This is a genomic window from Virgibacillus sp. NKC19-16, assembly GCF_021560035.1.
Taxonomy (GTDB): Bacteria; Bacillota; Bacilli; order Bacillales; family Amphibacillaceae; genus Virgibacillus_L; species Virgibacillus_L salidurans.
Window position 1 is genome coordinate 1,330,993 of sequence record NZ_CP074373.1, and the last position, 12,470, is coordinate 1,343,462.

Sequence of the window (12,470 nt, forward strand, 5' to 3'; positions counted from 1 at the left end):
ACCTATAACAGCTTCAAACTACAATATAAGTAAGTTAAAAATAAGGAGGGTGATCTTAAATGGAAACATCAAAAGATATGGTCCCAAGGGAAGTGCAAGAACAAGAAAAAAATGATGATAAGTCATTAAAAGGAACTTTATTTTCCTCCATCGTATTTGTAGGGGGAGGAATCATTTTCTTTATGGTCTTACTGTTTGTGATTTACATGATTCGAGTATAAAGGAGGTAATCATATGAAATTGCATCGCTATGAAGAAATATGGCTTATTTTGGGTGTTGGAATTTTAGTTCTTTCGATGGTCGTAACAGGTTATCAAACATTTGCACAAGGATTGGGGCCACCTAGTGATACAGATCAGATTGATCCGCAAAAAGTGGATGAAACGGCACCTTTTGATAACCCTGGTGTGTTTGAAGTAGGGGAGAATGAATATGAAGTTGTTATGACACTGCAGGCATTTGGATTTACACCAAATGAAATTGAAGTACCTGCTGGAGCTGAGGTCACGTTTACAATGACGTCAAAAGACGTGATACATGGATTCCAAATTGCTGGAACGAATGTTAATGCGATGGTCGTTCCCGGACATATTCAGACAATAACAGAAACATTTGATGAACCCGGTCAATACCTGATTTTATGTAATGAATACTGTGGTGCTGGTCACCAAATGATGAGTACAACGATTACAGTTTATTAAAGAAGGGAGGAAAATACGATGGAGATGGCAGCAAAAGAAATATTTAAAGAAAAAACAAATAAGGCACTGGGTGTAAATCCGGATGACGCACGTCTTACATTAACCTATTTTTCACTAGCATTTATTGTATTGTTTATTGGAGGAACTTTAGGACTCTTGCAAGGACTTAATCGTGCAGGACTCTTGGAATTGCCTGCTTGGTTTAATTACTATCAGGTACTGACAGCACATGGAATACTCTTAATTCTTATATTTACTGCATTGTTCATGGTTGGTTATTTCTATGCAGCTATGTCCCATACACTAGGTGGTCTTATTCCTTCCGTTCGAAAAATGGGGTGGACTGCGTTAGGACTGATGTTGATAGGGACCGCAATGGTTGTTATAACCATTGTAATGGATGAAGCGACTGTATTGTATACCTTTTATCCACCTATGCAAGCATCCCCTTGGTTCTATATCGGTTTAGTATTTATTGTCTTAGGTGTTTGGGCAGCTACGCTTGGTGTATTTACAAATGCAGCAATCTGGAAGAAGCGAAACAAGGGTCAACATTTACCATTACTTTCTTTCTTCGCGGTAGGTGCATTCCTTCTCCTATTCCTTGGATCTATCGGTGTTACGATTGAGGTTTTAATGCTAATTCCATGGGCTTTTGGGTGGACAGAGACCGTAAATGTTATGCTTAGCCGCACATTGTTCTGGAGCTTTGGCCATACCTTGGTAAACGTTTGGTATTTCACCGCAATTTCAGCATGGTATGTTATCGTACCAAGAATTATCGGTGGAAGATTGTTTAGCGATACATTAGCCCGAGTTGTCGTTATTTTACTAGTTATCTTAAACGTTCCGGGTGGTTTTCACCATCAGATCGTTGACCCTGGATTTACAGAAGGTTTGAAATTCATGCACGTGTTTATGAGTCTATCAATCGCATTTCCATCCTTAATGACGGCATTTGCTATGTTCGCCGTATTTGAACGTACTGGAAGGAAAGAAGGTGCAAAAGGACTGTTAGGCTGGGTTAAGAAGTTACCATGGGGCGACGTTCGTTTCCTTGCACCAATGATTGCAATGATTGCCTTTATTCCAGCTGGAGCAGGTGGAATTGCCCAGACTAATAACCAATTAAATCAAGTTGTCCATAATTCTCTATGGGTAACCGGACACTTTCATTTAACGGTTGGAACAACAGTTGTATTGACTTTCTTTGGAATCATGTATTGGTTAATACCATATTTAACAAAACGTGAGCTTACACCTAAAATCAATAAACTGGGTATTATCCAAACGATTACGTGGACGGTAGGTATGCTATTTATGTCTGGAGCAATGCACTTGGTAGGACTCTTAGGTTCACCACGAAGAACTTCCTACACCACATACGGGGATAATGCAACAGCATTGAGCTGGGATCCATACTTGTTCTTTTTGGCAATTGGAGGAACGCTATTGTTTATCGGTGTTGTTCTAATGGTCTATATCGTTTTCCATCTCATGTTTAAAGCACCTAAGGGAAATACGGAATTCCCTATTGCAGAACCGGAAGATGATGCATCGACAACACCAAAATGGACAGAACGATGGGGACTTTGGGTCGTCCTGGCAATAGCAGTTATTTCCATGGGGTATCTCGTACCAATTGTTGATCTAGTCGTTAATGCACCTCCAGGATCTCCACCATTTAGAACATGGTAATGAACAATTAAAGATAGTCTGTTGGATGAAAGACTATCTCTATCTATTATTTATTTGTAAAGATCAAAAATTCGGGGAGTGATCTCCATGATTAACAAAAGGCATAATACGCTAGCTATTATTCTTACATTGATATTCGGAGTTGTGCTTTTCTATATAGGCACAGATGGGTTTTCCGCCTATACTGCTGAAAGTGCGAGGACAAATGGGTTAATTGAAGAGCGGCCTGAATTTCCGGAAGTAACACTGGAAGATAGTAACGAGAGGGTCTATCCTTTTTCAGCGTTTGAGGATAAATATGTTATGCTCACCTTTATTTATACTGCTTGCACGGATGTATGTCTGGAGCTGGAAATGAACCTGGCGGAAGTTTATAATCAGATACCAACTGAGTACATTGGGGAGGATATTGTTTTTTTAAGTATCAGCTTTGATCCAATCAGGGACGACCCGGAAACATTGACTAAATATAGAAATTATTTTAACAGTGATGGGGAAACGTGGCGAATGGCAAGAATAAATGATCAGGAAGAATTGGATGATTTGTTGGATGCGTTTGGCGTTATTGTTATTCCGGATGGGAATGGGCACTTCACGCATAATTCTGCATTTTATTTAGTAGATCCTAGTGGTACGTTAGTTGATGTGATGGATTATACCAAAATTGATGAAGCTGCAGCTAAAGTGACCTCCATTCTTGATAGCAAAGAGGGGGGATAACCGATGAAGCAAGCAGTCTATGGATTAGGGTTGTACGTCTTCTTGTGCCTTCCTCCTGTTGTTACGTTAGTAGAATCCATTATGAGCTTTCATATGCATGTGCAAATGCCTCTTCTTATTATAGTGGGAATTTTAATGGCACCATTTTTTCAGAAGAAATTATCTGGTTTTTTTGAAAATTGGAATCATAATGGTGTCCCGGGAATACTATTATTTACCATTATCTTGGCATACTGGATGATGCCACGTACCATGGATGAGGCTTTGACAATCCATGCTGTAGAGATATTCAAATTTATCAGTCTGCCATTTTTAGCTGGTGTACCATTACGTGATAGCTGGAGGAAATTAGGAAAAATGGGTAAAAATGTAATCTATATCGTTTTTAGTATCATGTTTGGTTTCATGGGTTGGCTGTATGTTGCCGCGCCTACCCAGTTATGTAATAATTACTTAATCGTTGAACAGAAAACGCTCGGGTGGGGATTCCTTGCCTTTGCACTATGTATTATCATTTATTTTATACAATTGCTGTTCATTGATGAATCGGAATATGAATAAATTTCTATTTTCTAATACAAAAACCACTCTAAAGAGTGGTTTTTGTATAGCTACCCTTTTAACACTTCTTTAATTTGATCGAGCGCCCAGTCCAGATCCTTTTTTTCAATAATGAGTGGAGGAGCGAAGCGGATGACGTTTTCGTGTGTTTCTTTACATAGTAATCCTTTTTCTTTTAAGGATTCACAATAGGGGCGTGCGCTCACGGTTAGTTCGACACCGATAAATAGGCCTTTTCCGCGAACTTCTTTAATGTTTGGGTTATCTATTTTTTTAATTCTTCCATCATATAATTTCCGAGCTCCAGAGATCGCTCATCTAGTTCTTCTTCTTCAATCACTTCGAGAGCAGCGAGGGATACAGCACATGCGAGTGGATTCCCGCCAAATGTTGAACCATGGGAGCCCGGATTGAATACACCGAGAATTTCTTTGTTCGCTGCAATGCACGAAATAGGGAATACACCTCCGCCTAATGCTTTACCTAGTATGAGGATGTCTGCTGTTACATCCTCCCAGTCACAGGCGAACATTTTACCGCTGCGTCCCAGTCCTGCCTGAATTTCATCCGCAATGTATAATACATTATTTCGGGAGCAAACATCATATGCCTCTTTTAGGAAACCTTCAGGTGGCATGATAATTCCGGCTTCCCCTTGGATTGGTTCGAATAGGAATCCTGCTGTGTTTTCATTAATTGCTTCTTGTAATGCTTCAATATCTCCATAAGGAATGATTTTAATTCCCGGGAGCATTGGGCCGAATCCACGTTGGTATTCTGGCTCAGAAGATAAAGACACTGCTGTCATTGTTCGTCCATGAAAATTGCCTTCACATACAATGATTTCAGCTTTATTATTTTCAACACCTTTGACATCGTATGCCCAGCGTCGAGCTGCTTTAATAGCTGTCTCAACTGCTTCGGCACCAGTGTTCATTGGTAGTACCATTTCTTTGTTTGTCAGCTTACAGATTTTTTCATACCATGGTCCTAATTGGTCATTATGAAAAGCGCGTGAGGTTAGCGTTACTGCATCTGCCTGATTCTTTAATGCATCAATGATTTTTGGATGACGGTGACCTTGGTTTAGTGCTGAGTATGAACTTAACATATCCATATAGTGATTACCTTCCGGATCTTGCACCCAGACACCTTCAGCTTTTGATATTACGACAGGAAGCGGATGGTAATTCTTTGCTCCATATTCCTGTGTTTGGTCAATAATTTCCTGACTGGAATACACCATAATATCCCTCCAATTTCAAAATACAATTCACAATCAGTATAACAGTTTTTGCTCATAAGAAATACATATAACTTTCATGTGAAATTGCAATCATGATATGATAAGTTAAGTATGGAAAATAAAAATTAGATTCATTGATTTTAAGGGAGGCGGATTTATGAATACACATTTACACGTCACGTCTTGGGTTCTTGCATTTATTTTGTTTGCTGTAGCTTACATATTACATAAACAAGGTAAGGCTAAAGGTTCCAAAATTGTACAAATGATATTACGACTGGATTATCTGTTAATTTTATATTCAGGCGGTGCGTTATTGGCAAATTACTTTAGCGGTAGTGCCATGATGGGTGAAGCGATATTCAAAGGAATTGCCGGCATTTGGGCAGTTCTTGCAATGGAAATGATTTTAGTTAAAATGACTAGACGTGAACCAACGAAGAGTTGGTGGATTCAAGCCATTATTGCGATCGTTATCACAATCGCTTTAGGATTTGGACGACTGCCAGGTGGTTTCCTGCCCTAAATAAATAGTATAGTGAAGATCAAAAAGGTTGTCTCCAGTGTAGAGGCATCCTTTTTCATTTCAAGAAAATATGAATTATTTTCAACAATATAGGGACTTTTATTGACTATCTATAGGAAAAGTTAATAATAGAGTAAGGATAATTATGATTACTTGGAGGATAGTTTTACATGAAAAGAATAGCATTTATGCTTATTACCATAATTTTTGTTCTTATGAATACAATGCCGGCCGCTGCACAGGAAGAGAGTGAGGAGCAGGAAGAGATTATATACAATATATTAGTGGATCGTTATAATAATGGAAATTTTGAGCGTGACGAGCAGGTACAAGTTGATGATTCAAAGGCGTATCATGGTGGAGATTTAGAGGGGGTTATAAACAAACTTGATGAATTGAAGGAAATTGGTATTACAACAATCTCTCTTTCCCCGTTAATGGAAAACGCATCTGATGGCTACCATGGTTATTGGATTGAAGATTTTTATAGTGTTGAGGAACAGTTTGGTACAATGGAGGACTTGCATACATTAATAGATGAAGCGCATGCACGGGACATAAAGGTTGTTATGGAGTTTGTTACCAATTATGTTGCATCAAGTCATTCGATTGTTGACGACCCTGAAACAGAGGACTGGGTACAGGAAAGCAATGATTTAAACGTCGATTGGGCGGACAATGTTGCTGTATTAAACCAGGACAATCCGGAAGTGGAAAACTTTTTACTTGATGCGGCCTCGTTCTGGATGGATGAAACAGACATTGATGGATTTAAGCTTCATGCTGTTGATCAGGCATCGGAAAGTTTTCTTCAAAATTTCTCAGCACAAATAAAAGAAATGGATGAGGATTTCTATTTGCTTGGGGATATTTTACAAACGGATGAGCGAGCGGCCCATTTAAAAGAAAACACGGATATTGATTTAATTGAGAATCAGGATCTATATGAGTCAATGACAGAGGTCTTTTCAGAAGAGGGCAATCCAGTTTCGGCACTTGTTGAAACATGGGAAGAAAGCGGGAGCCATTCGGACATATTGTATGTGGACAATATGTATACAGAACGTTTTACTCAAAAATTTACAGAGAATGGCCGTAATGACTTAACGACATGGACACTAGCTTTAACATATATGTATACAACACCTGGTGTTCCTAGCCTGTTTCAGGGGTCTGAGATACCGGTGTACGGGGAAGATGCCGAGGAGTCTCAAAGGCTTGTCAACTTTAACAGTGGTAACGATGAGGTAAAAGAGTTTCTGTCACAGATCTCTTCGCTTCGAACTGAATTCCCGGCCCTGTCTCATGGCGATTTTGAACATGTTGGCTCTAGTGGTGCAATGAGTGTCTTTAAGCGTACATATGAAGATGAAACCATGTATATAGCTATTAATAACGACAGTGTACTCCAATCTGTTACTGTTAGTGATATTGACCCAGGAATGCAACTTCGCGGACATCTTGGTGATAATATTGTCCGGGAAAATGAGGATGGAGAACATAGAATAGGACTGGAAAGGGAGATGGCTGAAGTATTCGTGGTTGAACCTGATACAGGATTTAACTGGACTTTTATTGGTGTTTTTGGAGGTATATTCCTTTTATTTGTCGCGGGAGTTATTTATTTAAGCCTTAAACAGAAAAAGAGAAGCGTATAATGGGCTTCTCTTTCTATGATTAAGCATATTATTCATGTACGGATATGGCACCTTCTTCATGTAAGTAATAATATACTGTTCGGTAATAATGAATGCCAATTTCCCCGGTGACGTACTTTCCTTGATAAAAATCCAATAAATCATTTGTCGATTCAGGTGATTGTTCTCGTTCGATTTCATACATATGCTTTAGTTCATTCCACATATAAAATCACCCCCACATATTTTATGTACAACCTTTTATAAAATATATGTGGTAATTCTTTGATTCATTCCCTTTCATGATTAAAAATACTGATCCAAGGGAATAAACCTGAATCAGTATGGGGGTGCTTATTTATCTGTATTATTTAAGAAAAAGAGTGCGATTGTTCCTGGGCCTGCATGGGCACCGATGACGGAGCCTACCATTTCGATAATGACTTCTTTTGGTTTGAACTTTTCTTTAATCATGGCAGCTAATTCTTCTGCTCTTTCGATATCATCACAATGGCTTATTCCGATTGTTTGATTTTCGAAATCAGTACCGCGTTCTTCCATGATTTCCAGCATACGGGGAAATAGCTTTTTGGATCCTCTTATTTTTTCAAGGGGTATTAATTTTCCGTCCTCAACATGGAGGATGGGCTTGATTTTAAGTAATGTGCCAACAAAAGCTGCCGTTTTGCTTACACGGCCGCCACGAAGAAGGTATTCCAAATCATCAACGGTGAAGATATGTTCCATATACGCTGCCTGATGAGAAACAGATTCACTGATGTCATCAGCAGTGGCACCATCTTTTGCGAGCCTAGCAGCGTGCATGACAATGAGGCCACAGCCGATAGAAGCACATTTCGTATCGATTACATGCAGCACTGCATCAGGATATTCATCTTTTACTTCCGTTTCCATCATTTTTGCCGTTTGATAGGTACCGGATAGTCCGGATGAGAAAGCTATATACACTAAAGGTTGATTTTTCTTAGCGTAGGATGTAAAAATAGCTTTAAAGGTTTCCGGTGAGACTTGTGATGTTTTTGGGCTTTTGCCTTCTCTCATCGCATCATAAACCGTTTTTGGGTTAATATCTGTTACGTCTTTATATTCTTTTTCATCAAGATGAACAGTTAATGGTACCATTTCGATGTCAAGTTCGTTATAATGTTCATTTGACAAATCACTTGCAGAGTCTGTCATGATTTTCGTATTCATTTTTTCACCTTCATTCATTATACTCTATTTCTTTTAGTTTAAAGCTATCGGAAGCGATAGTCAAAATATATTTATTTATTTTTATAAAATTGTAAATTTCAACTTTCTAATCGTTGAACAAGGAGGTCGCTATGTTTATATTTGAAGCAAAACGGATCGCTATTGTTATATTTGGTGCTGCACTAAATGCGATGTCGCTAAATTTTTTCTTAATTGGCGCCAATGTCTATGCTAGTGGATTTACAGGGGCTGCCCAGTTAACAGCAAGTATATTTAATGATTATTTAGGTATCGGGCTTACAACAGGTATACTCTTATTCCTCTTCAATGTTCCTGTACTCATCTTAGGCTGGTTTAAGGTAGGCAAGGGGTTTACTATTTATAGTGTGGTTTCTGTTTTATTTACCACATTATTTCTGGAATTTATACCGATAATCACATTTTCCGATGATATCATTTTAAATGCTGTATTTGGTGGTGTGCTTGCTGGCGCCGGTGTTGGATTCACCTTGAAATTAGGGGCATCAACAGGCGGTATGGATATTGTGGCGATGTTGCTATCTCGCATGAGAGACAAGCCAATAGGGACCTATTTTTTAATCTTAAATGCAGTTATCATTGTTTTTGCGGGAATTTTTTATGAGCCGGAAAATGCGCTTTATACAATGTTGACGTTATATGTAACCACACGTATTATTGACACAATTCATACAAGACATCAGAAACTTACTGCAATGATAATTACGCATAAAGCAGTGGAGTTACAACACGAAATTCATAAAACAATGGTTCGTGGGATTACCATTTTACCTGCGAAAGGTGCCTATACGAATACAGACCAGAACATGGTATATCTTGTTATAACCCGCTATGAATTATATGATCTGGAAAGAATCATCCATGAAGTTGATCCTAAAGCATTTACAAATATCGTCCAAACAACCGGTATATTTGGTGTCTTTCGGAAAGATTAAAAATGAGGCCAGCTCGGGAGGAATTGTCCTCAAGCTGGCCTCACTTTTATAATGTGTTATTCTCAGGATCATACCGCTCCGGGCGTATGTACTTAATAACCGTGTTTCTCGATAACTTCTGTGACTTTTGGTGTTACATCATCCCACTCTGCACCAAATAATTTATTTATCGTGATAAAATTTTGGTATCCAAAAACGTTATCAACACCTTCAAGTTGCATTAATTCGTTCATAATTTCATACTCACTTGTATCTCCAGGCATAACGGAAATACTGTTTGTCCCTTCAAAGATAAGCTTATCCGATGTAAATTTTAATGCGTTTGGGTTTGGTGTAGCTTCAACATGTACAGCCATAAGTAATCCCTCCTAATCATACTTACCTTTATATTAGCAGAAATAGATAAAAGAAAAAAGCAATTATCATTCGGGTGAAACAACCTTACCCCCATCATTGGATGATGAGGGTAGTTGTTCGCACGCGCGTAAATCCTCCTCATCACAAGAATGAATTGGCAATTACTGTGCGGGCGGCGGGGTTAGTGTAACTGATTATGCTGTTTAAGTTGTTGCTCCAACTGTTGTAATTGCTGTTGTTCTTCGGGAGATGCGTTACTTTTAGCATTAGTAATTGCATTTTGAGCAGCTTGCTTATCTTGCTCGGTTGTAGTATTTCCCGATTGGTTGTTGTTCATAAAATTTGTAACAGCATTTTTAGCTTGTTGAAATAAATTGTTTTCCAACTAAAACCCTCCTACAGTGTGGTTGTCCGCTTCCGCACGTTTCCGCTCTACATCAGAGAAACGAGATCGGTAAGGGAATCGTTCGTCATGTTTTCTGACAGAATCAGCGCCTTGATGACTAAATCGCTTTGATTTACTCTGTTTTCCCATGATGATTCCTCCTTGGACGTACAACAAAAGTGAACGTTTTGAACGCTCACTTGTAGTATGGGTTATTTTTAAAAAATATATAGGTGGAAATATACGGATTCAAATCAAGCTTATACTGATTTAACTTGTAGTTTTAAATAATGTTCCAGAAAAATACCGATGCCATCTTCTTCGTTGGTATCTGTAACATGATTTGCAATGGATTTTAATTCACCAATGGCATTGCCCATTGCCACACCAACACCCGCGTAGTCAATCATTTCCAGATCATTGTCTTCATCCCCAAAAGCAATTATCCTGTCCGCTGGAATACCAAAATAGTAGGCGACTTTTTGAAGTCCGACAGCTTTATTCATTCCTTTTTTTACAATTTCAATGATATTCCAAGGGGCGCCCCATTTGCGATGTTCGATAAGCTCTGCATGATAATCATTCAGGTGACTTCGCAAGTGCTGAATATGATCTTCTTTTGGATGAATAAGTAAAGATGTTGGGTCTTCTTGCAGTTTGTTTTTTAGGTTACCAATCGTAAAAGGGGGATCATTTTGGGTGTCCTGAAAGATCTGTAGGATTTGCTCATCATATTGGTCAAGATAAATATCGTCCATGACCTCTGCCAAAATGTTATGTACACCTAATTCCATACTAGCATCGATGATTTTATGCGCAGTTCGTATAGGCATGGGATTATGAAGCGCATCCCACTTATCATCTCTAGGATGATGAATCAGTGCTCCGTTAAAGTTAACCATTGGTGTATCTAGTCCAAGATCATGGTAGTAATTAATGCTTGCGCGATGTGGTCTACCTGTTGATATAACGATAATATGTCCATCTCGCGCAGCTTTTAATACCATTTGTTTTGTGTAGGGACTAATTTCTTTTCGGTCTGTTAAAAGGGTTCCATCTAAATCCAAAGCAATTAAATGTTGTTTATTTTCCATTCATTTCACCTCGTCTGACAATAGTTTATAAGGGAATGCTATAGATGTAAAGCGTTTTTCCTAATTAGTTGCAAAAGGGTCAAAAGAGATATTAGAATAAAGATAATCGAATAAATGAACAGTAGGAGACATGATGATGATAGGCGTTTTTGATGCGAATATACATACAATACCAAGTTTAGTGGTCGTTGATACGGAGAAACAAAATCAAGCTTTACCTATTCTTACATATTTTCACGGATTTACAAGTGCAAAAGAAATGAATTTACCGCTTGCCTATTTATTGGCGGCAAAAGGATATCGTGTTGTACTTCCTGATAGCCAATACCACGGGGAGCGAGAAAGGGAAATATCGTCAACCAAGAGGCAAATCTCATTTTGGGATATTGTTATGCAAAATGTGGAAGAGCTGCAAACAATCAAGGATTTTTTTCATCAAAAAGGATTGATTTTAGATAATCGATTTGGAGTAGCCGGAACAAGTATGGGAGGTATTACAACTTCTGCCGCTCTAACACAATATCCCTGGATTAAAGCAGCAGCTGTACTAATGGGCTCCCCGAAAATAACTACTTACGCAAAAACATTGGTTGACAGTTTTAAGAAGATGGGAGACCTCCCTATAACAGAGGAAATGATTGGGAGTCTATACAAGCAACTAGTGCATTATGATCTCTCCACACAGGCAGAAAAACTAAAAGAGAGACCACTTTTATTCTGGCATGGTGAAAATGATGGTGTCGTACCGTTTGACCACTCGTATACATTTTATGAAGAAGCAAGAGAGCTATACGAGAATTCGGAAAATATTAGGTTCCTAAAAGAAACCAATCGTGATCATAAGGTAAGCCGGTATGCAATTCTTGAAACAGTGAAATGGTTTGAAAAGCATTTATAATGCAATGATAAAACAAGTGAGTTAAATCATTTAAAAACCTGCAAAATTGTGTTTAAATATAAGTACATACCATACGAGGGAGGTTAGGCGAATATGGAGGAAGCATTAAAGGAAAATATGCTGGGTGCGCTTGAAAATGTAATTGACCCGGAGCTGGGGATTGACATTGTTAATCTTGGATTAATATATGACGTTGATTTAAATGAAGAAGGCTTATGTACAGTAACAATGACACTAACTGCAATGGGATGCCCGCTGGCAGCACATATTGAGCAAGATGTAAAAGGTGCACTGGAGGATATTCCGGAAATCAAGGATATTGATGTTAATATTGTTTGGAATCCGCCATGGGGTAAAGATAAAATGTCCCGTTATGCAAAAATTGCTTTAGGTATTCCAGATTGATCTTGAAATAAAAAAGAAGGAGATAGCTGCCAATGGCTGTTATCTCCTTCTT

16 protein-coding genes and 1 pseudogene are annotated in these 12,470 nt (G+C 38.5%); 10 read left to right on the forward strand and 7 right to left on the reverse strand.

Annotation, left to right across the window (positions count from 1 at the left end; genetic code table 11):
* Positions 1–59: 59 nt before the first annotated feature.
* From KFZ58_RS06950 to KFZ58_RS06970, 5 genes are all read left to right on the forward strand, one after another.
* Positions 60–221, forward strand: coding sequence for a hypothetical protein (locus KFZ58_RS06950; RefSeq protein WP_235794072.1), 162 nt, complete (start codon positions 60–62; stop codon positions 219–221).
* Between the two features lie 13 nt (positions 222–234).
* Entirely contained in the window at positions 235–702 is a 468-nt protein-coding gene (locus KFZ58_RS06955; RefSeq protein ID WP_235794073.1) for a cytochrome c oxidase subunit II, read from the forward strand.
* A gap of 18 nt (positions 703–720) precedes the next feature.
* Positions 721–2,400, forward strand: a complete 1,680-nt coding sequence (locus tag KFZ58_RS06960) for a cbb3-type cytochrome c oxidase subunit I (protein ID WP_235794074.1) — start codon at positions 721–723, stop codon at positions 2,398–2,400.
* An 87-nt stretch (positions 2,401–2,487) separates the two neighbouring features.
* On the forward strand, positions 2,488–3,120 hold the full coding sequence (locus tag KFZ58_RS06965) for an SCO family protein (RefSeq protein WP_235794075.1): 633 nt from the start codon (positions 2,488–2,490) through the stop codon (positions 3,118–3,120).
* Positions 3,121–3,123: 3 nt separating this feature from the next.
* Positions 3,124–3,681, forward strand: coding sequence for a hypothetical protein (locus KFZ58_RS06970; RefSeq protein WP_235794076.1), 558 nt, complete (start codon positions 3,124–3,126; stop codon positions 3,679–3,681).
* Between the two features lie 50 nt (positions 3,682–3,731).
* Here KFZ58_RS06970 and KFZ58_RS06975 read toward each other — a convergent pair.
* Positions 3,732–4,927, reverse strand: a pseudogene (locus KFZ58_RS06975) (ornithine--oxo-acid transaminase).
* A 157-nt stretch (positions 4,928–5,084) separates the two neighbouring features.
* Between KFZ58_RS06975 and KFZ58_RS06980 the strand changes: the two are divergent.
* Both KFZ58_RS06980 and KFZ58_RS06985 read left to right on the forward strand, forming a co-directional pair.
* Positions 5,085–5,453, forward strand: a complete 369-nt coding sequence (locus tag KFZ58_RS06980) for a YisL family protein (protein WP_235794077.1) — start codon at positions 5,085–5,087, stop codon at positions 5,451–5,453.
* Between the two features lie 170 nt (positions 5,454–5,623).
* Complete coding sequence (locus KFZ58_RS06985) at positions 5,624–7,111, forward strand: alpha-amylase family glycosyl hydrolase (RefSeq protein WP_235794078.1); 1,488 nt, start codon at positions 5,624–5,626, stop codon at positions 7,109–7,111.
* 28 nt (positions 7,112–7,139) lie between these two features.
* On the opposite strand, the gene yppF is transcribed toward KFZ58_RS06985, so the two are convergent.
* Positions 7,140–7,316: a YppF family protein gene (yppF, locus tag KFZ58_RS06990; RefSeq protein ID WP_235794079.1), complete on the reverse strand. Its 177-nt coding sequence runs from the start codon at positions 7,314–7,316 to the stop codon at positions 7,140–7,142.
* Between the two features lie 128 nt (positions 7,317–7,444).
* Complete coding sequence (locus KFZ58_RS06995; RefSeq protein WP_235794080.1) at positions 7,445–8,305, reverse strand: DegV family protein; 861 nt, start codon at positions 8,303–8,305, stop codon at positions 7,445–7,447.
* Between the two features lie 131 nt (positions 8,306–8,436).
* Between KFZ58_RS06995 and KFZ58_RS07000 the strand changes: the two genes are divergently transcribed.
* Entirely contained in the window at positions 8,437–9,279 is an 843-nt protein-coding gene (locus KFZ58_RS07000; RefSeq protein WP_235794081.1) for a YitT family protein, read from the forward strand.
* A gap of 92 nt (positions 9,280–9,371) precedes the next feature.
* Here KFZ58_RS07000 and KFZ58_RS07005 read toward each other — a convergent pair whose 3' ends face one another.
* From KFZ58_RS07005 to KFZ58_RS07020, 4 genes are all read right to left on the reverse strand, one after another.
* Complete coding sequence (locus KFZ58_RS07005; RefSeq protein ID WP_235794082.1) at positions 9,372–9,635, reverse strand: NifU N-terminal domain-containing protein; 264 nt, start codon at positions 9,633–9,635, stop codon at positions 9,372–9,374.
* Between the two features lie 182 nt (positions 9,636–9,817).
* The gene (locus tag KFZ58_RS07010) at positions 9,818–10,021 is read right to left on the reverse strand and encodes a DUF3813 family protein (RefSeq protein WP_235794083.1); all 204 of its coding nucleotides are present in this window, start codon (positions 10,019–10,021) and stop codon (positions 9,818–9,820) included.
* A complete protein-coding gene (locus KFZ58_RS07015) occupies positions 10,022–10,171 on the reverse strand; it encodes a hypothetical protein (RefSeq protein ID WP_235794084.1) in 150 nt (49 codons plus the stop codon).
* 110 nt (positions 10,172–10,281) lie between these two features.
* Positions 10,282–11,115, reverse strand: coding sequence for a Cof-type HAD-IIB family hydrolase (locus KFZ58_RS07020; protein WP_235794085.1), 834 nt, complete (start codon positions 11,113–11,115; stop codon positions 10,282–10,284).
* A 136-nt stretch (positions 11,116–11,251) separates the two neighbouring features.
* Here KFZ58_RS07020 and KFZ58_RS07025 point away from each other — a divergent pair, with 136 nt between their 5' ends.
* Together KFZ58_RS07025 and KFZ58_RS07030 are read left to right on the forward strand one after the other, a co-directional pair.
* Positions 11,252–12,013 (forward strand): alpha/beta fold hydrolase, encoded by a 762-nt coding sequence (locus KFZ58_RS07025; RefSeq protein ID WP_235794086.1) that lies wholly within the window; start codon positions 11,252–11,254, stop codon positions 12,011–12,013.
* A 93-nt stretch (positions 12,014–12,106) separates the two neighbouring features.
* Entirely contained in the window at positions 12,107–12,418 is a 312-nt protein-coding gene (locus tag KFZ58_RS07030; protein WP_235794087.1) for a metal-sulfur cluster assembly factor, read from the forward strand.
* Positions 12,419–12,470 lie beyond the last annotated feature (52 nt).